The sequence below is a fragment of the Neglectibacter sp. X4 genome (assembly GCF_009917365.1).
GTDB lineage: Bacteria > Bacillota > Clostridia > Oscillospirales > Acutalibacteraceae > Acutalibacter.
In genome coordinates, this window is the sequence record NZ_QWLE01000030.1 from 1 (window position 1) to 21659 (window position 21659).

General features: G+C 59.1%; 18 protein-coding genes and 1 pseudogene. 17 read left to right on the top strand and 2 right to left on the bottom strand.

What is annotated here, in order from left to right; all coding sequences use genetic code 11:
• The first annotated feature begins 460 nt into the window (after window positions 1-460).
• The 7 genes and pseudogenes from D1841_RS10755 to D1841_RS18715 form a co-directional block, all read left to right on the top strand.
• Window positions 461-1273 (top strand): histidinol-phosphatase HisJ family protein, encoded by an 813-nt coding sequence (locus tag D1841_RS10755; RefSeq protein WP_160643047.1) that lies wholly within the window; start codon window positions 461-463, stop codon window positions 1271-1273.
• Between the two features lie 185 nt (window positions 1274-1458).
• On the top strand, window positions 1459-1947 hold the full coding sequence (locus D1841_RS10760; RefSeq protein WP_160643083.1) for an Lrp/AsnC family transcriptional regulator: 489 nt from the start codon (window positions 1459-1461) through the stop codon (window positions 1945-1947).
• A complete protein-coding gene (locus D1841_RS10765; protein WP_347563981.1) occupies window positions 1943-3109 on the top strand; it encodes an aminotransferase class I/II-fold pyridoxal phosphate-dependent enzyme in 1167 nt (388 codons plus the stop codon). The genes D1841_RS10760 and D1841_RS10765 overlap by 5 nt, the downstream gene beginning before the upstream one ends.
• Complete coding sequence (locus tag D1841_RS10770) at window positions 3106-4239, top strand: DUF362 domain-containing protein (protein WP_160643048.1); 1134 nt, start codon at window positions 3106-3108, stop codon at window positions 4237-4239. The genes D1841_RS10765 and D1841_RS10770 overlap by 4 nt, the downstream gene beginning before the upstream one ends.
• 21 nt (window positions 4240-4260) lie before the next feature.
• A complete protein-coding gene (ispE, locus tag D1841_RS10775) occupies window positions 4261-5118 on the top strand; it encodes a 4-(cytidine 5'-diphospho)-2-C-methyl-D-erythritol kinase (RefSeq protein WP_160643049.1) in 858 nt (285 codons plus the stop codon).
• Between the two features lie 89 nt (window positions 5119-5207).
• A complete protein-coding gene (locus D1841_RS10780; protein WP_160643050.1) occupies window positions 5208-6194 on the top strand; it encodes a diaminopimelate dehydrogenase in 987 nt (328 codons plus the stop codon).
• Window positions 6195-6400: 206 nt separating this feature from the next.
• A pseudogene (locus D1841_RS18715) lies at window positions 6401-6536 on the top strand (transposase); the annotation flags it as partial.
• Window positions 6537-6671: 135 nt separating this feature from the next.
• On the opposite strand, the gene xylB reads toward D1841_RS18715, so the two are convergent.
• Together xylB and D1841_RS10790 are read right to left on the bottom strand one after the other, a co-directional pair.
• Window positions 6672-8147, bottom strand: a complete 1476-nt coding sequence (gene xylB / locus D1841_RS10785) for a xylulokinase (protein WP_160643051.1) — start codon at window positions 8145-8147, stop codon at window positions 6672-6674.
• Window positions 8148-8314: 167 nt separating this feature from the next.
• Window positions 8315-10948: a calcium-translocating P-type ATPase, PMCA-type gene (locus tag D1841_RS10790; protein ID WP_160643052.1), complete on the bottom strand. Its 2634-nt coding sequence runs from the start codon at window positions 10946-10948 to the stop codon at window positions 8315-8317.
• 97 nt (window positions 10949-11045) lie between these two features.
• On the opposite strand from D1841_RS10790, the gene D1841_RS10795 reads away from it, so the two are divergent.
• The 10 genes from D1841_RS10795 to mutL all read left to right on the top strand — a co-directional run bounded on the left by D1841_RS10795 (window position 11046) and on the right by mutL (window position 21625).
• A complete protein-coding gene (locus D1841_RS10795; RefSeq protein WP_237077169.1) occupies window positions 11046-11717 on the top strand; it encodes a phosphatase PAP2 family protein in 672 nt (223 codons plus the stop codon).
• 506 nt (window positions 11718-12223) lie between these two features.
• Entirely contained in the window at window positions 12224-13609 is a 1386-nt protein-coding gene (gene miaB / locus D1841_RS10800) for a tRNA (N6-isopentenyl adenosine(37)-C2)-methylthiotransferase MiaB (RefSeq protein WP_160643054.1), read from the top strand.
• Window positions 13610-13625: 16 nt separating this feature from the next.
• Window positions 13626-13811, top strand: a complete 186-nt coding sequence (locus D1841_RS10805) for a DUF6440 family protein (protein ID WP_160643055.1) — start codon at window positions 13626-13628, stop codon at window positions 13809-13811.
• A gap of 10 nt (window positions 13812-13821) precedes the next feature.
• The gene (locus D1841_RS10810) at window positions 13822-14385 is read left to right on the top strand and encodes a flavodoxin family protein (RefSeq protein ID WP_160643056.1); all 564 of its coding nucleotides are present in this window, start codon (window positions 13822-13824) and stop codon (window positions 14383-14385) included.
• A gap of 30 nt (window positions 14386-14415) precedes the next feature.
• Complete coding sequence (locus D1841_RS10815; RefSeq protein WP_160643057.1) at window positions 14416-14826, top strand: YlbF family regulator; 411 nt, start codon at window positions 14416-14418, stop codon at window positions 14824-14826.
• Between the two features lie 40 nt (window positions 14827-14866).
• Window positions 14867-17482 carry a DNA mismatch repair protein MutS gene (gene mutS / locus D1841_RS10820; protein ID WP_237076295.1) on the top strand — a complete coding sequence of 872 codons (2616 nt, stop codon included), beginning with the start codon at window positions 14867-14869 and terminating at the stop codon, window positions 17480-17482.
• Between the two features lie 128 nt (window positions 17483-17610).
• On the top strand, window positions 17611-18366 hold the full coding sequence (locus D1841_RS10825; RefSeq protein WP_160643058.1) for a class I SAM-dependent methyltransferase: 756 nt from the start codon (window positions 17611-17613) through the stop codon (window positions 18364-18366).
• Between the two features lie 30 nt (window positions 18367-18396).
• The gene (locus D1841_RS10830; protein WP_160643059.1) at window positions 18397-19020 is read left to right on the top strand and encodes an HD domain-containing protein; all 624 of its coding nucleotides are present in this window, start codon (window positions 18397-18399) and stop codon (window positions 19018-19020) included.
• Window positions 19021-19033: 13 nt separating this feature from the next.
• On the top strand, window positions 19034-19489 hold the full coding sequence (locus D1841_RS10835) for a GNAT family N-acetyltransferase (RefSeq protein WP_160643060.1): 456 nt from the start codon (window positions 19034-19036) through the stop codon (window positions 19487-19489).
• A gap of 57 nt (window positions 19490-19546) precedes the next feature.
• A complete protein-coding gene (gene mutL, locus D1841_RS10840) occupies window positions 19547-21625 on the top strand; it encodes a DNA mismatch repair endonuclease MutL (RefSeq protein WP_160643061.1) in 2079 nt (692 codons plus the stop codon).
• The last annotated feature ends 34 nt before the right edge of the window (window positions 21626-21659 follow it).

The following is a 21659-nucleotide window of genomic DNA, read 5'->3' on the forward strand; positions in this document are numbered from 1 at the left end:
ATCCATCTTTTCCTCTCCTGTCTTTTTTGATGTTTCCATTCTATCACAATTCCTCTACCTTGTGTAGACACTATCTAACATCGTGGACTTAGAGTTTGATGCCGATCAGGAGAACAGGCTGTTTAATTTTCTCCTGTTTCTGTTCCCATATTATTTGAAGACCGCCATGCGAAAAGGTCTCTTCAAAAAATATATCCACCACAGATATCCAGAAACTATTTGGTATTCCCAGCGGTTTTTGCGTGATATACCAGCGTCATGCTTATACCTTACAGGCAGGCAAAAGGCTTGATGCTGACTTGTTACCGCCAGCGCTCAATCTGCGGCGTTAAGAATCCCGGCAATTCCTGAATTTTCGCGGGATGCACGGTGTTGCAAGGGGGCTGGGTTTATGGTATAATTACTGTGCTTTGCTAAATGATTCTGCCACTACGCGCAAACCGGAAAAGGAATGATTCCTATGAAATACAAATTTGCCAGCGACTGCCACAACCACTCTGCCTGCTCCCCGGACGGCCATGACGCCATTGCCGCCATGTGCGCCAGGGCGGCGGAGCTGGGGCTTTACGCCTACACCCTTACGGATCACTGCGAGTGCCAGAAATATGAGGAGCGCTACCGGGAGCGGGTGGAAAACGCCTGGGTACAGATGGGGGCTGTCCGGCCCCCGGAGGGCCTGCGGTTTTACCGGGGCATTGAGCTGGGCCAGCCCAACCAGGACACAGCCTCTGCCAGGGCCGCTCTGGCAGGCCGGGCCTATGATTTTGTCATCGGCTCCGTCCACAATATCCGGGACTATGAGGATTTCTTTTTTTTAGAGTACAAGGATGCTCCCGCCGGCTATATCGACTCTTTGCTGGAAACCTATTGGCAGGAGCTTCTGGAGCTTATCGCCTGGGGGGATTTCGATTCCCTGGGGCATCTGACCTACCCTTTGCGCTACATTGAAGGGGAGCATGGCATTCCTGTAGACCTGAAAAGGCACCGGGAGGCCATTGACGGGGTACTTTCCGCCCTGATACAGGCAGGCAAGGCTTTGGAGGTGAACACCTCGGGCCTGCGGCAGAAAATCGGGCGCACCCTGCCGGACTTGCCTCTTTTAAAGCGCTACCGGGAGCTGGGGGGGCGCCTTGTCACCCTAGGCTCCGATGCCCACTCCACAGCAGACTTGGGAAAGGGCATTGAGGAAGGTATGGACGTGGTGAGAGAGGCGGGCTTTACGGAGTTTGCAGTGTACGAGAAGCGACAGCCCCGGATGCTGCCGCTGGAATAAAGAGTTATAAAACTTAAATGATGAAGTTTTTTGAAGGTTCTTAGGAAACTTTTTTCCAAAAAAGTTTCCTAAGGCAGGGCTTGGGGTGAGCGTCTGCCTGTGGCAGACAATCTGCGAACCGACCGAGCTGGCAGGCGAGACCGGTAGCCCCGCTACTGTTAAGAAAGGATGGTATCAATATGGCAATGGAACAGCTTTTGGAGCTTTTGCAGGACAACGCGCAGCTTACCCCGGCGCAGTTGGCGGTGATGGTAGGCAAGGAGGAGGGCGAGGTGAAGAAGGCCATCGCCCGCTATGAAAAAGAAGGGGTTATCAAGGGCTACCACGCGCTTATCAACTGGGAGCGCACAGAGGGCCAGAAGGCCGCCGCCCTCATTGAGCTGCGGGTTACGCCCAAAAAGGATACGGGCTTTGACGAGATTGCCGGGCGCATTATGAACTTTTCCGAGGTGGAAAGCGTATACCTGATGTCCGGGGGCTTTGACCTGGCGGTGACGGTGGTGGGCCGCACCATGCAGGACATTGCCATGTTCGTGGCAAAGCGGCTGTCCACCATCGACGGGGTGCTGTCCACTGCCACCCATTTCGTGCTGACGAAATATAAGGACGGGGGCGTGGTGTTTAACAGCGACTACGAGGAAATCGACGAGAGAGGGAGTAATTTGTGTGATTGAGCTTAATTCCCTTTTGAACCCCACCATTCAGCAGATAAAGCCCTCCGGCATCCGGAAATATTTCGACATCGCCAACGAGATGGAGGACGTGATTTCCCTTTCTGTAGGGGAGCCGGACTTCCACACCCCCTGGCACATCCGGGAGGCAGGCATTGAGAGCCTGGAAAAGGGCCGCACCCGCTATACCCCCAACAGGGGTTTTGCAGTTTTGCGGGAGGAAATTGCGAAATTCATTTCCCGGCACTATCATGTGGACTATGCCCCGGAAACGGACATACTGGTAACGGTGGGCGGCTCGGAAGCCATCGACCTGTGTATGCGCTGCGTGCTGTGCCCCGGGGACGAGGCCTTAATCCCCCAGCCCAGCTTTGTGTGCTATGAGCCTATTGCCCGCATGGCCGGGGGCGTGCCCGTCATCATTGAGACAAAGCCGGAAAACGGCTTCCGCCTGACAGCGGAGGAGATAGAGGAAAAGGTTACAGACAAAACCAAGCTTTTGGTGCTGCCATACCCCAACAACCCCACCGGGGCCGTCATGCGCCGGGAGGATCTGGAGGCCGTGGCCCGGGTGGTGGAAAAACACAACCTGCTGGTGCTCTCCGATGAGATTTACGCTTCCCTCACCTACGGGGAGGAAGGCCATGTGTCCATTGCCTCCCTGCCGGGAATGCGGGAGCGCACAGTTTTAGTCAACGGCTTCTCCAAGTCCCATTCCATGACAGGCTGGCGCTTGGGGTATGCGGCGGGGCCGAAGGAACTGATAGCCCTGATGACAAAGCTGCACCAGTTCGCCATTATGAGCGCCCCCACCACCAGCCAGTACGCGGCCATTGAAGCCATGAAAAACGGGGACGAGGATATGGCTTACATGCGGGAGCAGTATGACATGCGCCGCCGCCTGATTCTGGACGGCTTAAACAGCCTGGGCCTCAAGTGCTTTGAACCGGAAGGGGCCTTTTACGTGTTCCCCTCTATCAAGTGTACGGGGCTGACAAGCGGGGAGTTCTGCGAAAGGCTTATCTATTCCAAGCACGTGGCTGTGGTGCCCGGGGACGCTTTCGGAGCCTGCGGCGAGGGCTTTTTGCGCATTTCCTATTGCTATTCCGTCAAGCACATCACCGAAGCCCTGGAGCGTATGCAGGCGTTCCTCCGGGAGCTATGAGGGAGCGGGTGTGGCTGGGCCGCTGCCCGGATTATGACGGGGAAGCCCTTTTTGAGAAAATAAGCGGGGCCTTTGAGGCCCTGGGCGTCTATGACAGCATAAAGCCTGGCATGACGGTGGTGTTAAAGCCCAACCTGATACAAAGCTCCAAGCCCCAGGCCGCCATCTGCACCCACCCGGCCTTTACCCAGGCTGTGGGCAAATGCGTGCAGCGGGCAGGGGGAAAGGTGCTCATTGCCGAAAGCCCCGGCGGGCCTTACAGCCCTGCTGTGATGAAGGCGTTTTTTAGAAACTGCGGCTATACGGATATGGCGGAAAGCTGCGGCTTTTCCCTGTATACAGACTGCAAAAGCCGGGAGGTTTCCCTGCCGGAAGGGGAGAGGTGCCGCCGGGTTTCCATTGTGGAGCCTTTTCTGGAGCGGGATTTCCTCATTGACCTGCCAAAGCTGAAAACCCACTGCATGGTGGGATATTCCGGGGCGGTGAAGAACATGTTCGGGGCGGTGCCGGGCCTCCAGAAGCCGGAGCTGCACTGCCGCTTCCCGGAAAAGGAAGATTTCTCCAAAGCCTTAGTGGATATCTGCGCTTTCCTGCGCCCGGATTTCAGCCTGATGGACGGCGTCTGGGCCATGGAGGGGGACGGCCCCACAGGGGGGCTGCGCCGGGATATCGGTTTTATAGGGGCTTCCCGCAGCCCCTATGCCCTGGACGTATGCATGGCAGGGCTTCTGGGCTTTCCGGAAGGCTCTTTGCCCATGCTGGCGGAAAGCGCCCGCCGGGGCTTAGGCCCCAAATCCTTTACAGAAACAGAGCTGCTGGGGGAAAGTCCGGAAGGCCTTCAGGTGGCAGATTTCAAGCGGGCCAGGGCCTCCAGCACAGATTTTATAGACCGCCTGCCCGGGTTTCTGCGCCCGGCAGCCAAAAAGCTGAGCACGCCTTATCCGCGCGTACAAAAGAAAGGCTGCGTGGGCTGCGGCAAGTGCGCGGAAAGCTGTCCGCAGAAGGCCATCTCCATGGAGGGGGGCAGGGCCGTTATCAGCTATAAAGCCTGCATCCGGTGCTTCTGCTGCCATGAGATGTGCCCCCGGCACGTGGTAGGCGTTAAACGGCTGGGTTTGTTCCAGTGGTAAAAAGGAGTTTGATAGTGATATATGAAGATTAGAGCATACGCCAAGGTGAACCTGACCCTGGACGTAACCGGCAGGCGGGAGGACGGCCTGCACACCCTGGACACGGTGATGCAGAGCGTGTCCCTCTGGGACGAAATAGAGCTTACCCCCGGCGGCCTGCCGGGTATCCGGGTGCAGTGCAGCCGGGACTATATTCCAGTGGACAACGGCAACACAGCTTACAGGGCCGCCCAGTTTTTTTTCCGGAAAACAGGGCTGAAGGACGAGGGCCTGAGCATTGTCATCCACAAGCGCATCCCCAGCAGGGCGGGCATGGGGGGCGGCAGCACAGACGCGGCGGCAGTGCTGCGGGCCTTGAACAGCATATACGGCGCGAACCTTCCCATGGAAACCCTGCGGGAGCTTGCCACCCGGGTGGGGGCGGACGTGCCCTTTTGCCTCCAGGGGGGCACCTGCCGCTGCACAGGCATTGGGGAGATACTGGAGCCTGTTGCAGAGCTGCCAAACTGCTTTTTTGTGATCTGCAAGCCCCCCGCGGGCATGAGCACCCTCAGGGCCTATGCCCTGCTGGATCAATATCCCATGTCCCGGAAATACGGCACCCCCCGCATGGTGGAGGCATTGGAAAAAGGGGGGCTGCCCAAAATCGCCCAGTGCCTCCAGAACCGCTTTGAGGAAACCCTCCGGCTGGTGCAGGTGCGGGACATCAAGAAGGCGCTGCTGGGGGCAGGGGCCATGGGGGCCGTGATGACAGGCAGCGGCTCCGCCGTATACGGCGTTTTCGACACAGAAGCCGCCGCCCGGAACGCCGCCCAGCTCCTTACAGATAAGGGGAAGGTTTACGTCACCCGCCCCCTGCGCTCGGGGGAGATACACTGAGGGCCGCTTTCAGAACCTTCTAAAACATTCAAGTTTGTGTTCCGCTGTTTGGCGGATACCATAAAAGCCAAGTGAAAGGGGAAAAGAAAATGGAAAAAATCAAAATCGGTATTGCGGGCTATGGAAACCTGGGCCGGGGGGTGGAAAGCGCCCTTTTGCAGACAGAGGATATGGAACTGGCGGGCGTGTTCACCCGCCGAAGCCCCGACTCCCTCTGCACCCAGACAGGCGCGCCTGTCTACAGGATGGAGGACGTGCCCGCTATGGCGGAAAAAATGGACGTGCTCATCCTCTGCGGCGGCAGCGCCAATGATTTGCCGGAGCAGACCCCGGCCCTGGTGCAATACTGCAACGTGGTGGACAGCTTTGACACCCACGCGAAAATCCCCCAGCATTTTGCGGCTGTGGACAAGGCCGCCCGGGAAAGCGGCAGGCTGGCGGTTATCTCCGCCGGATGGGATCCGGGCCTTTTCTCCCTGAACCGGGCCTACGGTCAGGCTGTCCTGCCCCAGGGCAGCGACTACACCTTCTGGGGCAAGGGGGTCAGCCAGGGCCATTCCGACGCGGTGCGCCGCATCCCCGGCGTGCTGGACGCCCGGCAGTACACCATCCCTGTAGACGCCGCCCTGGAGCAGGTGCGCTCCGGGGCAGAGCCAAAGCTTACCACCCGGCAGAAGCACACCCGGGAATGCTTTGTGGTGGCAGAGGCGGGGGCAGATTTGCCTGCCATTGAGAACGCCATCAAAACCATGCCCAACTATTTTGACGAATATGACACCACGGTTCATTTCATTTCCCAGGAGGAGATGGACAGGGAGCACAAGGGCATCCCCCATGGCGGCATGGTGTTCCGCACAGGCTGTACCGGCCTGAAGGGGGAAAACCGCCACGTAATCGAGTATAAGCTCACCCTGGATTCCAACCCGGAGTTTACCGCCAGCGTGCTGACCGCCTATGCCCGGGCTGTGTACCGCCTGTACCAGGAGGGCCAGCGGGGCTGCAAGACCGTGCTGGACATCGGCCCCGGCTACCTCCATCCCCAGTCTCCGGAAGAGCTGCGCAGAAACCTGCTGTAAAATAAAGATATAGAAGCCCCCGGCAGAAGCAAAAACCGCTTTTGCCGGGGGCATTTTATGATATATGAGCAACCATCGGCTAAGCCGGTGGAGAGGGGAGAGAGCAATAGCGTTGATTATAAAAGGAAAAACCACCTTTAATAGAAGCGGGTAACGCCAACCGCACAAAATCAAAGGAGGTCAGTCCAAATGGACGGGCAAAGTGCATCGCAAGACATTTACGATTGCACATTACAAAATGGAAATGTCAATACCATATTGTGGATGGTACCAAAGTATCGTAGGAAAAAGGTATACGGGAAACTGCGGGCAGATATAGGGAAGATTTTGGGAAAGCTGTGCTATTTATAAATGCAAGAAAGAAACGCCTAACCCTAAGTGCGGTTGGCGTTTCTTATTGTGCGCCTTTAGGCGCTGCTGGTATTATCCCCTTTTAGGGCTTGTTATTCATGCCACGTCCTTTGGGCGTGGTATTGATCATTGCAGGGCCGGGAACAGCCCCTTCACCGCGGGATAGATTTGCCGGAATTTCTGGTAGCGCTCCTCATACCGGGCGGCAAGGGCGGCGTCCGGCTCCACTCGGCCCGCAATCTGTACCAGAGCCTTGCAGGCATCCGCCACTGTGGCGTATTCCCCGCAGGCCACCATGCTCAGCATGGCGCCGCCGTAGCCAGGGCCTTGCTCGGTCTGGGGCAGCAGCAGGGGGATGCCCAGCACGTTGGCGAGGATCTCCCGCCACAGGGGGCTTTTGGAGCCGCCGCCGCACAGGGTGCTTTGAGGGATCTCCAGCCCCAGCGCCTTTGCCACCTCGAAACTGTCCCGGATGGCAAAGGCCACGCCTTCCAGCACAGCCTGGGTCATGGCGGCGCGGGTGGCAGCCATGTCCATGCCGATGAATGCGCCCCGGGCGGCGCTGTCGTTGATAGGGGAGCGCTCGCCCATAAGATAGGGCAGGAAATAGACTGTGTTATTGCCAAGCTTACCCTTGTCTATAGCGGCCTGCTCGGCAGTATAATCATTGGTAGAGAGAACGTCCTCGCACCACCACTTGTTGCAGATGGCGGCGGAGAGCATACAGCCCATCAGGTGCCAGCCGCCGTCGGCATGGGCGAAGGCGTGAAGGGCGTTATGGGGGTCGACGCCGAACTTTTCCGAGCTGATGAACAGCGTCCCCGACGTGCCCAAAGAGATGTTGCAGCCGCCATCGCCCACCGCCCCTGTACCAACAGCCGCTGCGGCGTTGTCCCCCGCCCCGGCGCAGACTTTCACCGTCTCCGGCAGGCCCAGCTCTTTGGCAGCCTCCGGCAGCAGGGTGCCCACTACCTGCCAGCTTTCAAATAATGCGGGCAACTGGCTCTCCCTTACGCCGCAGATTTCGCACATGTCCCGGCTCCAGCACTTGCGCTCTACGTCCAGCAGGAGCATGCCGCTGGCGTCGGAAAAGTCGGTGCAGTGGATGCCGGTGAGGCGGTAATTCACATAGTCCTTGGGCAGCATGATTTTGGCAATTTTCCCAAACAAATCCGGCTCGTTTTCCCGCATCCACAAAAGCTTGGGGGCGGTGAAGCCTGCAAAGGCGATGTTCGCGGTGTATCGGCTCAGATTGCCCCGGCCGATAGTCTCATTGAGATAGTCAACCTGCCGGGCGGTGCGGCCATCGTTCCAAAGGATCGCCGGGCGCAAAACATTGTCCTCCCCGTCCAGGGCGACAAGGCCGTGCATCTGCCCGCCCGCGCCGATGCCTGCCACCTGGGCAGGGTCAAACCCCTCCAGCAGTTCCGGCACGCCGGTGCGGACAGCCTTCCACCAGTCTTCCGGATTCTGTTCGCTCCAGCCGGGGCGGGGGAAGCTAAGGGGGTATTCTTTCGTCACGGTATGGCACACGCGGCCCTGTTCGTCCACCAAAAGCAGTTTGCAGGCCGAAGTGCCTAAATCTATCCCAATGTAAAGCATGGCGATTCTCCTGTTAAAAAGATTTTCTCTATTATATTCCAAAAGGCCGGGAGAATCAAGGGGGCTGTAATGGAAACTGCCATGGCTTATTTATCCAAAATAAATCGAAAACACCGTTTTCATCTTATTCGAGTGCAGGGAACAAAGGCCGCGCTTTCCAGCCGCTTTTACTTTTTTCGCCCGGTTCCTTTCCCCCGGCCCAGAAGGAGCTTTTCCCCCTCCACAGCCACTAAGGGGAACAGGGACAGCCCCGCCACCAGCAGCCACTGGAAGCCTGTCAGGGCCGTTGTGCGGAAAATGGCCATCAGCGGCGGGAACAGCACCACGCTCACCATAAGGAAGCCGCAGAACAATCCGGCTGCCACAAGCTTTTTGTTGGAAAAAATCCCCAGGCGCAGCACAGAATGCTCGGAGCGCATGTTAAAGCTGTGTACAAGCTGGGAGAGGCTTAAAACCGCAAAAGCCATGGTGCGGCCTATGGCAGGCTCCATAGGGTCTGCGTCAAACCAGGCCCGGCCCATGGTGTAGCTAAGAAGGGCCAGCGCCCCCACCAGGCACCCTTCCACCGCCACAGAGAAGCCCATGCCCCCGGAAAACACGCCCTCCTCCCGGGGATGGGGCGGCTCTTTCATCACGTCCCGGTCAATGGGATCTGTGCCCAGGGCCAGGGCCGGCAAGGAATCCGTTACCAAGTTAACCCATAACAATTGTATTGCCAAAAGCGGCGCGGGAGCGCCCAAAAGGAAGGCCGCGAACACCACCAGAATTTCTCCGATGTTGCAGGACAGCAGGAAATGGATGGTTTTGCGGATGTTCCGGTAAATGCCCCGGCCCTCCCGCACAGCCGCCACAATGGTGGAGAAATTGTCATCCGTCAGCACCATGTCCGCCGCGGACTTCGCCACCTCTGTGCCGTTTTTGCCCATGGCGCAGCCGATGTCCGCAGCCTTGAGGGAGGGCGCGTCGTTCACCCCATCCCCTGTCATAGCCACCACATAGCCCCGACGCTGGAAGGCCTTCACAATTTTCACCTTGTGCTGGGGAGACACCCGGGCAAACACCTTCACATCCATAATCTTGGTGCTCAGCTCTCCCTCTGTAAGCCTGTCAAGCTCCGGGCCTGTCATGGCCCTGTCCCCTTCCCCTGCTATGCCCACCCGGCGGGCAATGGCAAGGGCTGTGGCGGCATGGTCGCCTGTTATCATCACCGGGAGGATGCCCGCCCCCTTGCATTGGGAGACAGCGGCCTTCACCCCCTGCCGGGGCGGATCCTCCATGCCGATAAGCCCGCAGAAGATAAGGCCGCTTTCTGTTTCCCGGTCGTCCCCGGGCAGCGCGTCCACGTCCTTATAGGCCACCCCCAGCACCCGCAGGGCCTTTTCCGCCAGCTTCCCGTTGTCCGACAGAATACGGGCCTTCTCCCCCGGCCCCAGGGGCACCACGCTGTGGCCCCGCAGCATCCGGGTACACCGGGCAATCAGCACGTCCGGCGCGCCCTTGGAGATAATCCGCACACCGCCTCCTGCCCTGTGGGCCGTAGTCATCATCTTCCGGGCGGAGGAAAAGGGGATTTCCCCTATGCGCGGGCTTTCCGCCTCCAGCTCCCCCTTCTTCCGGCGGCAGGCCCGCAGGAAGGCCGCCTCTGTGGGGTCGCCCGTAAGCTTCCCCCCCTCCTCCTCGCAGTCGTTGCACAGAGTGCAAAGCTCCAGGGCAAACTGGGCGTCTGCCCCGTCTAAAGGCTCCGGGCCATAGGCGCCGGAAAAGGCCGCCACTGTCATTTTGTTCTGGGTGAGGGTGCCGGTTTTGTCAGAACAGATAACCTGGGTGCTGCCCAAGGTTTCCACTGCCGGCATATGCCGCACAATGGCCCGCTTCTGGGCCATGCGCTTCATGCCCATGGCCAGCACAATGGTCACCACAGCCGTCAGCCCCTCGGGAATTGCCGCCACCCCCAAGCTGATGGCTATCATGAACATTTCTAAAGGCGGGGTGTGCTGCAAAAGCCCCATGGCGAAAATCACTCCGCAGATGAGAACAGCCCCCAGGCCCAGCACCCGGCCTGTCTGCTTCAGCTTTTCCTGCAAAGGTGTCTGGGGGGCGCTTTCCTCCTCCAGCATGTGGGCAATGTGCCCCACTGCCGTGTCCATCCCTGTGGCGGTGACAATGCCTGCCCCCGCCCCGTTTGCAATGCCTGTGGAGGCAAACACCATGTTTTTCCGCTCTGCCAGCGGGCAGTCCTTGGGGCACAAATCCTCCGCGTTTTTCTCCACTGGGGCCGATTCCCCTGTCAGCGCCGACTCCTCCGCCCGCAGCTCCACGCTTTTGATAAGGCGCAAATCGGCGGGCACCAGATCTCCTGCCTTCAAAACCACCAAATCCCCAGGCACCAGCTCGGTGCTGTCCACAGTCTGGCGTTTCCCGCCCCGCACCACCCTGGCCCGGGGGGAGGACAGCTTCTTCAGTGCGTCAATGGCTTTGTCTGCCCGCAGCTCCTGCACAGTGCCAATAACCGCGTTTACCACCACAATGGCCAGGATGATAATGGAGTCTACAAACTCCCCGTCTCCCCGCAGCCGGGAAACCCCGTAGGATACCGCCGCGGAGGCCAGAAGGATAAGCACCATTAAATCCTGGAACTGCCCCAGGAACCGCAGCAATACGCCCCGCTTCCTGCCCTCCTGCAATTGGTTTTTCCCAAATTTCTCCTGCCGCTTTTGCACCTCCCCGGGAGACAGCCCCCGCTGGGGGTCTGTGCCCAGCTTTTCCGCCGCCCCCTGGGGCGTCACATAATGCAGTTCCATTTTGCTTCCTCCTTCGGCTCGCCCGCGCTTTTACACAGGAACAGGGAAACAGCCCCTGTTCTCCTTCCCCTATTCCTATGCGGTTTCTTACAAGTTTATGAAGCTTTGGGAAAAGGCTGGTAATTCTTCCTGGCAGTTGATAAAATGGGTAAGCGGGCTTTCCCGGCCTGCCACACCACTGCGAAAAGGAGACACTATGGAATTTTTCCTGCCCTTTGATGGCCCTATCCTCACCTTTATCCAGCAGCACTTCCACAACCCCGTCACAGACGCCTTTTTCCCCTTTGTCACCTACTTAGGGGAGCTGGGGGCCTGCTGGGCGTTTCTCAGCCTGGTGCTGCTGTTTATGAAAAAATACCGCCGGGCCGGCATTTTGATGCTGGCGGCGATGCTGCTGGGCACCCTGCTGGGCGAAGGGCTTTTAAAGCACCTTATCTGCCGCCCCCGGCCCTTCCAGTATATTTCATCGGACTTCCTCCCCCTGCTCATCTCCCCGCCCAGCGGGTATTCCTTCCCCTCGGGCCACACCTGCGCCTCCTTTGCGGCGGCCTCGGCCCTGTTCTCCCAGCACAGGCGGGAGGGGGCTTTCGCTTTCCTGCTGGCCTCCCTCATCGGGTTTTCCCGCATGTTCCTGCTGGTACACTTTCCCAGCGACGTGCTGGCAGGCGCCTTGCTGGGCGCCCTCCTGGGGTTTGGCACCGCCTTTCTCTATCAGAAATGGGTTCTGCCCAAGTTTCCCCGCCTGGAAAGCTTTGGCATAAACTCTTAGGCAGTTCATATTCAAGGTCAGAGAGGTTCCCGGCACTGGACGGGCTTTTTTGATATGTCAATGACCGTCGGGTTTTGCCGGCAGGGTATGTGCTTTATGGCGGCTGACATCTTAAGCGGCACCTCACGGGTAATTTCCCCGTCACAGCATACAAATTCTGCTTGACAAGCGCCAGCTTGCCTGCTCATCTTTTATGCACGCTGATGAATAAATTCCTGTTGTGATATGCCGCTTAGGATTTATGCGGTATTGCCTAAAGAAACGGCGGCTTTGATTTTGAACCGCCCCCTGTCAAGTAGACAGATGAAAAAAAGAAAATTAGGCCACGGGGGTCTGGTTCCTGAAAGCAAGGGGATCCAGGCCCTCATGAGCAAATCAGACGTCCTCCGGCAAGGGATTCAAGAAACCTGCAATTCATCCCCCATTTCCAGCAAGCTTGCAGTTTCCTGTGAAATGTGGTAGAATACTGGCAGTATACGTGAAAACGGCAAAGGGGAGGCGGAAATTTGGATCAGCAGGTGGCAGAGCAGCTTCGGGAAGCGGGAATACGGATACGGGAGCGCTGGGGGGACAGCCCCCTGGCTTTCGTGCGCACCTATGGCTGCCAGCAGAACGTGGCGGACGGCGAAAAAATAAAGGGGCTGCTGGCGGAAATGGGCTTTGGGTTTGCTGAGGGGCCGGAGGAGGCGGATTTCCTGCTTTTCAACACCTGCGCCGTGCGGGAACACGCGGAGGACAGGGTGTTTGGCAACGTGGGCGCTTTGAAGAACCTGAAGCGGCGCAGGCCGGAAATGGTTATCGCGGTGTGCGGGTGCATGACCGAGCAGGCCCATGTGGCAGAGCGCCTGCAAAAAAGCTTCCCCTTTGTAAACATGGTTTTCGGCACCGGGGCCATCCACCGCCTGCCGGGAATGCTTTTAGAGGTGCTGGGGGAAGGGAAGCGGGCCTTCCTCCGGGGCTGCCAGGAGGAGGCCCGCCTGGAGGGCCTGCCTGTGCGCCGGGACGGCAGTAGCCGGGCCTGGGTAACGGCCATGTATGGCTGCGACAATTTCTGCTCCTACTGCATTGTGCCCTATGTCCGGGGCCGGGAGAAAAGCCGGGAGCCGGGGGCCGTTGTGGCGGAGTGCCGGGAGCTGGTGGAGGCGGGCTTTAAGGAAATCACCCTTTTGGGGCAGAATGTGAATTCCTATGGCAAGGGGCTTTCCGCCCCTGTAAACTTTGCGGGGCTTTTGCGGGAGATAGACAAAATAGAGGGGGACTACCGGATACGCTTCATGACCTCCCACCCCAAAGACGCCTCCCGGGAGCTGTTTGAGGCAATGGCCCAAAGCCGGCACATCCCCCACCACATCCACCTGCCCTTCCAGTCCGGCAACGACCGGGTGCTTAAAGAGATGAACCGGAAATACACCCGGGAAAAGTATCTCTCCCTCATCCGCGCCGCCCGGGAGCTGATGCCGGACATCACCTTCACCTCCGACGTAATCATAGGCTTTCCCGGGGAAACCTATGAGGAGTTTCAGGACACCCTTTCCCTCATAGAGGAGGTGGAGTTTGTGAACCTGTTCACCTTTATCTATTCCCCCCGAAAGGGCACAAAGGCGGCAGGTATGCCAGACCCCGTCCCCCACGGGGAAAAAACAAAATGGTTCGCGGAGCTTCTCCGGGTGCAGGAGGGGATTGCCAGCCGCAACTGCCAGAAGCTTGTGGGCACAAGGCAGCGGGTGCTGGTGGAGCACATGAACGAAAAAACCGGGCTTCTGCAGGGCCGCACCCTGGGCAGCCTTACGGTGGATTTTCCCGGAGACGGGGGCCTTGTAGGGGAATTCACAGAAGTAGAGGTCACAGAAGCCCGTGGCTGGGCCTTGCGGGGCGTGAAAGCCAACGGGTAAAAAAGGAGGGCATAGGATGTTCGGGAAACAGAGCCGGTTTTCGGAAATACACAAAGAAGGCTATGCGGGAGGCGAGCTGCGCATTTTGGTGGACACTGTAACAGGGGTGCATTACCTGTGCGTGGTGGGCATGGGGCCTGTGAGCATTACCCCGCTGCTGGATGACAAAGGGCAGGTAATGGTCAGCAGGGAAGGAAAATAGGAGGAATGGCATGAACATTTTATTACTAAACGGCAGCCCCAAGAACTATGGAGCCACCCAGGAGATTTTAAAAACTTTAAAGGACGCGGCCCCTGAAGAGGCCCAGGCAGAGCTTCTGTGCCTGGGGGACTGGGACATCCGGTACTGCAAGGGGTGCAAGGCCTGCTATAAAACCAGGGCCTGCGTGGTGCAGGACGACATGAGGGCTTTGATGGACAAGGTGGAAGCCGCGGACGTGCTGGTGCTGGCCGCCCCCTCCTATTGGGCGGACGTGCCTGGGGTGTGCAAGTCCTTTATCGACCGCTGCACCCCCTACAGCGACACCAACCCCGACCCGGACGGTCCCCGGCTGCGGGCGGGCAAGCGGTGCTATGGCATCGCCCTGCGCACCGGGGTGCGGCCCATGGAGTGCGAGCACATTTTGGGCACCATCGAGCACTGGTGCGGGCACATGGGCATCACGTTTTCAGAGGGCGTCTTTTTCTGCCAGATTGAGGGCAAAAGCGATATCACCCCCCACAAGCCCCTGCTGCGGGAAAAAGCAGGGCAGTGGTTTAAAAAAACCGAGAAATGAAAGAAAAAATTCATAGGGAGGACACAAAACATGGATATCATCGAAATCACCCGGGAGCTGGGCAAGCAGTTGCAGCAGGAGGAAAGCTATATTAAAATGCGGGCGGCCCAGCAGGCCTGCGACGAGGACGAGGGCCTGCAGAAGGCCATCGGGGAGTTTAACTTAAAGCGCATGGCCATCAACAACGAGGCCCAGAAGGACGACCGCAATGAGGAAACCCTCCAGCGGCTTAACGGGGAGTTCCGGGCGGCTTACGCCTTGATTATGGAAAACGGCCACATGCAGGCGTATAACGACTCCAAGGTGGAATTTGACGCCCTCCTGCAGCGGATTACCGGCATCATCGGCCTGTGCGCCGACGGGGAAAACCCGGAAACCTGCGACTATGACGCAGCCAGTTGCAGCGGGGACTGCTCCTCCTGCGGAGGAAGCTGCCACTAAGAGGAGCGTTTCAGGAAGGACAGGGAAGGGGTAAAAGGCTATGGAATATTCCCCCATGATGAAGCAGTATATGGAAACCAAGGAAAAGTATCCCGGCGAGATACTTTTCTTTCGCCTTGGGGATTTTTACGAAATGTTTTTTGACGATGCCGAGAGGGTTTCCCGGGAGCTGGATCTGGTGCTGACCAAAAGGGCCTGCGGCAACGGGGACTTTGCCCCCATGTGCGGGGTGCCCTTCCACAGCGCGGAGGGATACATTGCCCGGCTGCTGGAAAAGGGCTACAAGGTTGCCATCTGCGAGCAGATGGAGGATCCCAAGGCTGCCAAGGGCATTGTGAAGCGGGATATTGTGCGGGTGGTGACGCCGGGCACAGTGGTGGAAAGCAGTATGCTGGACGAATCCCGGAATAACTATATCTGCTCCCTGGTATACCGCCCGGGGGCTGTGGGCATTGCTATGGGGGACGTTTCCACCGGGCAGTTATACGCGGCCCAGCTAAACCTGCCCCACAAAGCCCAGCTTCTGGGGGCCGTTACAAACCGGCTGGGGCGGTATGCCCCCCGGGAAATCCTCTTAGACCCGGAAGCCGCCGCCTGGGAGGAGCTTACCCGGTTTATCCGGGAGCGCAGCGGCGGCGCGGGGGAGAAAGCGCCGCCGGCGCTGTATGAAAACCAGGAGCGGGCGGAAAAAGCCGTCGTCTCCCTTTTAGGGAACCGCACCCTGCCGGAACTGGGCCTCACTGGCAGGCCCCTGGCAGTGCTGGCTCTTTTTGCGTTTTTTTCCTATCTGGAGCACAACAAAATGAGCGGCAGGGAGCGCATGAACCGGCTGGAGCTGATGGAGGACGGCGCGTTTATGGCCCTGTCCCTGATGGATCAGCGGAACCTGGAGCTGACGGAAACCATGAGGGGCAAAGAGCGCCGGGGATCCCTTTTGTGGGTGCTGGACAAGACAAAAACCGCCATGGGCAAGCGGCTTATCCGCCAGTGGGTAACCCAGCCCCTTTTAAGCCCGGCTCAAATCACCCTGCGGCAGAACGCGGTGGAAGAGCTGGTGCAAAACCCGCCCTTTTTAGACGATTTAACGGAGAAGCTTGGCGGCATCCACGACCTGGAGCGCATTATGACCCGGGTGGTGTACGGCTCGGCAAACGCCCGGGAACTAAAGGCTGTGGGGGAGGCCTTAAAGCGGCTGCCGGGTATCAAGGCAGTGCTGAAAGAGGCCCAGGCCACCCTGCTGCAAACCCTGGACAGGGAAATCGATCCCTTAGAGGACGTGCCCGCCCTTCTGGACAAGGCCCTGGTGGACGAGCCGCCCCTCTCCATCCGGGACGGGGGCACCATCCGCCCGGGCTTTGAGCCGGAGCTGGACGAGGTGCGGCGGGACAGGGACGGAGGCAGGGAGCTTCTGGCGGCGCTGGAGGCCCGGGAGCGGGAGCGCACAGGCATCCCCAAGCTGAAAACCGGGTATAACCGGGTTTTCGGCTATTACATAGAGGTGTCAAACTCCTATAAGAACATGGCCCCGGCAGACTATATCCGCAAGCAGACCTTGTCAAACGGGGAGCGGTACGTTACCCAGGAGCTGAAAGAGCTGGAAGCCCGCATTCTGGGCGCCCAGGACAGGGCGCTGGAGCTGGAAAGCCGGGCTTTTGAATACCTGCGGCGGTATCTTGCCCGGGCGCTGCCCTATATCCAGGCAGCCGCCGGAGCCATTGCCGTGCTGGACGTGCTGTGCTCTTTTGCGGCGGTGTCCGCCGCCCGGGACTACACCCGGCCCACAGTAAACCTCAGCGGGAAAATCTATCTCAAGGACAGCCGCCACCCAGTGGTGGAGGCCCTTTTAAGGGACAGGCCCTTTGTGCCCAACGACGTGGACATGGATATGGGGGACAATCGGGTGCAAATTCTCACTGGGCCTAACATGGCGGGAAAATCCACCTATATGCGGCAGATTGCCATCACCGCGATACTGGCCCAGATAGGCTGCTTTGTGCCGGCCTCCAAGGCGGAAATCGGCATTGTAGACGGGATTTACACCCGGGTGGGGGCTTCCGACGACCTTTCCGCCGGGCAGTCCACCTTCATGCTGGAGATGGCGGAGGTGGCGCAGATCCTCAAAAGCGCCGGGAAAAACTCTTTAGTGGTGTTCGATGAAATCGGCCGGGGCACTTCCACCTTTGACGGCATGAGCATTGCAAGGGCTGTGCTGGAATATGTCCACGACACAAAGCAGGTGGGGGCAAAAACCCTTTTTGCCACCCATTACCATGAGCTGACCGCCATGGCCGACGAGCTGCCCGGGGTGAAAAACTTCAACGTAGCGGTGAAAAAACGGGGGGATGACATCACCTTCCTGCGGCGGATTATCCCCGGCGGGGCGGACGACAGCTTTGGCATTGAGGTGGCAAAGCTTGCCGGGGTGCCGGACAAGGTGCTGGGGCGCGCCAAGGAGGTTTTGGCCCAGCTTGAAAAGGGAAGCCTGCCCCAGGCGGGACGGCAGCCCGGACTGCCGCCGAAGGAAGAGCCTGTGCAGCTCACCATGGACTCCCCGGAAAGCCAGGTGATTACAAGGCTTCAGGCCATCGACGTAAACGCACTCACCCCCATCGAGTGCATGAACATCCTGTTTGAGCTGCGGAAAATGCTGCGCTAGGCGGCTTGCAAAGAGGCGTCCGCCGGGCTGGGCGCTTAAGCGCCCTCCGCGCGGACGCACGGCAAATCCTGGGCTTTGCCCAGGATTTGGCCCGGCGGGGCAGCTCTGTTAGGGAAAGGAGAAGCGAAATGGAAAGCTATCAGGACATCAACGCCCGCACCATTGACAGTTGGGTGGAGGAAGGCTGGGAGTGGGGAAAGCCCATCACCCACGAGGCCTATGAAAATGCCAGGGCCGGCAAGTGGGACGTGCTGCTCACCCCCACAAAGCCTGTGCCCCATGGCTGGTTTGGGGATTTAAAGGGGAAAAAGGTGCTGGGGTTAGCCAGCGGCGGGGGCCAGCAGATGCCCATCTTCGCCGCCCTGGGGGCAGACTGCACAGTGCTGGACTACTCCCCCAAGCAGATTGAAAGCGAGCGCATGGTGGCACAGCGGGAGGGATATGAGATCCGCATCATCAGGGCGGATATGACAAAGCCCCTGCCCTTTTCTGACGGGGAGTTTGACCTTGTCTTCCACCCTGTTTCCAACTGCTACGTGCGGGAGGTAAAGCCCATTTTTAAAGAGTGCTTCCGTGTTTTAGCCCCCGGCGGGGCGCTGCTTTCAGGCCTTGACAACGGCGTAAACTTCATGTTCCTGGATGAGAACAGCCGGGACAAGCTGAGCATTTTCCCCTTTGACCCGGTGGCAAACCCGGAACAGCGGGCGCAGTTGGAAGCGGAAAACGACGGCATGCAGTTTTCCCACACCTTAGAGGAGCAGATTGGGGGCCAGTTGGAAGCGGGCCTCACACTCACCCATGTGTACGAGGACACAAACGGGGAAGGGATTCTCCACGAACACAACATCCCCACCTTCTGGGCCACCAGGGCGGTGAAGGGCTGAGGCTAAGAACAACGGGAAGGAGGGCACAATATGCTGCCAAACAGGGAAACCGCTGAAAAGGAACTGGCCCTTGCAGGGGAGATGAACCCTGGCCCCTGGACAAAGCACTCTGTAAACGTAGGCGTCGCCGCCCGGAACATTGGGGAAAAGGCGGGGCTTGACGGGGAAAAGGCCTATATCCTGGGCCTGCTCCACGACATCGGCCGCAGGGTGGGAGTGGTGAATATCCCCAGGCATGTGTACGAGGGGTACCGCTACACTATGGATAAGGGCTGGGAGGAGGCGGCGAAAATCTGCATGACCCATTCCTACCCTCTCATGGAAAAAGAATTTGACAAGGGGACAGAGAGCGAAGAGGAAGCCCGCGTCAAGGAATACATCCTTGGGTGCCGGTGCGGCCCGTACGACTGGCTTATCCAGCTTTGCGACAGCCTTGCCGCAGACTATGGCTTCTGCATTTTGGAAAAGCGTTTTATCGACGTGGCAAGGCGCTATGGCATATGGGAAAACAGCGTGGACAGGTGGAACCGCACCTTTGAAATAAAGGAATATTTTGAAGACCGCATGGGGTGCTCTATTTACGACGTTTTGCCGGACGTGGGCCGCACCACACTTTTGTGCCCGCCTCCCTGGAAGCCGCCAGCCAAAGGATAAAGGAGGGAAAGCTATGTTTGAAATTCAAAAGCTCCGGGAGAACCCGGGCCTGCTAAACAGGGCGGCCCGGTGGTTCCATGAAAAATGGGGCATAGACGAAGCCGCCTACCGGGAGAGCATGGAGGACTGCTTAAAAGGCGCGTCCCCGGTGCCCCAGTGGTATGCGGCGCTGGAGGACGGGGAGATAACAGGAGGGCTGGGCGTAATTGAAAACGACTTCCACAACCGCAAGGATTTGGCCCCTAACGTGTGCGCCGTATATACAGAGGAGGCTTACAGGGGGAAGGGCATTGCCGGGGCGCTGCTGGAAACGGTGTGCCGGGACATAGCCTCTTTAGGGGTCAATACCCTGTACCTTTTGACAGACCACAACAGCTTCTACGAGCGGCACGGCTGGGAGTTTTTCTGCATGGCCCAGGGAGACGGGGAGGAAAGCCCTGCCCGGCTGTACCGGAAAATCACAGAATAAAGAGAGGCCTGCTTGCAGGCAGGCTTTCGCCCTATTTTTAGAAAGGCAGGCGGGGACATGCCCGAAATTCAAGTGCTCAACAGGCAGGTGGCAGAGCTGATTGCCGCCGGGGAGGTGGTGGAGCGCCCCTCCTCTGTGATAAAAGAGCTGGTGGAAAACGCCATAGACGCCGGTTCCGCTGTGGTGACGGTGGAAACCCAGCGGGGAGGCAGAAGCTATATGCGCGTAACGGACAACGGCTGCGGCATCCCGCCGGAGCAGGTGCCCACAGCCTTTTTGCGCCACGCCACCAGCAAAATTGTCACAGAGGCAGACCTGGACGCCATCGGCACCCTGGGCTTTCGGGGGGAGGCTTTAGCCGCCATTTCGGCGGTAAGCCGCATTGAAATGCTCACCCGCACAAAAGACGCGGAATTGGGCCTGCGCTATAGCTGCCTGGACGGGCTGCACCCGGAGACAGAGGAGGCGGGCTGCCCCCAGGGCACCACCATCACTGTGCGGGATCTGTTTTTCAACACCCCGGCCCGGATGAAGTTTTTGAAAAAGGATGTGACGGAGGGCAATGCCATTGCGGGTATTTTAGATAAAATCGCCCTGTCCCATCCGGAAATTTCCTTCCGCTACATCCGGGACGGCAAAGAGGTGCTCCACACCCCGGGGGACGGGAAGCTTTCCTCCGCGCTGTACGCGGTATACGGCAAGGAGTTTTCCGCCTCCCTCATCCCCGTTTCCTATAACCTGCAGGGCGTGGGGGTAAAGGGCTTTATCAGCAAGCCCGCTGCCAGCCGGGCCAACCGATCCATGCAGAATTTTTTCATCAACGGGCGGTATATCCGCAGCCGCACTGCCTCTGTGGCCCTGGAGGAGGCCTGCAAGGGAGCCGTAATGGCGGGGAAGTTCCCGGCCTGCGCTTTGCACCTGGAGCTGGGAAAGGAAACGGTGGATGTAAACGTCCACCCGGCGAAAATGGAAGTACGTTTTGCAAACGAGCAGCCTGTGTTTGACGCGGTGTATTACGGGGTGAAGTCTGCCCTGCGGGAAGGGGATTCCCCCAAGGTGATGGGGTTAAACCAGTCCCGCAGCTATGAAATGCCCCCCCGGAAGGTGGTGCCCATCACCAGTATCAGCCCTTCGGGAGGATTGGAGGAAGAGCCGGGCCGCCCCCTGCTTTTAAAGGATTCCGCGCCGGAGCAGCCCGTCCCGGCGGAAACGCCGACTGTCCAGACGGAGACGAAAGAGCCGTCCTCCGTCCAGACGGAGCCGGAAGCGCCGCCCTCCCTTTTGCCGGAACCGGAGCCGGAAATCAGCGTGCCCCGGCTTTCCCGGGCATACGGGGATGGAAAGCTGCCTGCCGTGAAAAGGGAGCCGGAGGGCTTCACCCCGCTGGTAGAAAATGCCCTGGAAAACCGCCCGGCGGCAGAATCCCCCCAGGCAGAAGCCGCGCCCCTTCCCTTGCCGGAAATCCCCCTGGAGGAAAGCCCCCAGCCTGTTTTTGACCCCCTCCCCCTGGAAGCGGCCCAGACAGAGGAAAAGGGGGAAGCCCCCTCCCTGCTGGGAGAGAGGGCCTTCCATGGGAAAATCATCGGGGAGGCCTTTGGCACCTATATCCTGGTGGAGCACAGCCCCCAGGCCCTGATGCTCATTGACAAGCACGCGGCCCACGAGCGGCTGATTTACGAAAGGCTGAAGGCCCAGGGGCCAAACGGGGAGGCCCAGGCCCTGCTGGAGCCGGTGCCCGTCAGCCTGGAGAAGGAAGAGTACAGCGCCGTAACGGCAAACCTTTCCAGGCTGCGGGAAGCAGGCTTTGAGGTGGAGGATTTCGGCCCGGGCACGGTGCTGGTGCGGGCTGTGCCCCTGCTGCTGGACGGCGGGGACGGGGCAGCGGCGCTGATGGAGATTGCGGGGTATCTGGCCCAGCAGAAAGCCACCCTCACCACCCAGCACATGGACTGGGTATACCACAACGTGGCCTGTCGGGCCGCCATCAAGGCCGGGGACGTAACCCACCCGGAGGAGCTTGCGGCCCTGTGCCGCCAGTTGGAGGAGAACCCCCAGGTGCGCTACTGCCCCCATGGCAGGTCGGTGTATGTGCTGCTGCCCCGGCGGGAGATTGAAAAGCAGTTTGGGCGGGTGTAATGCAGGGGATACGCACGCTCTGGGAAGGAGGCAA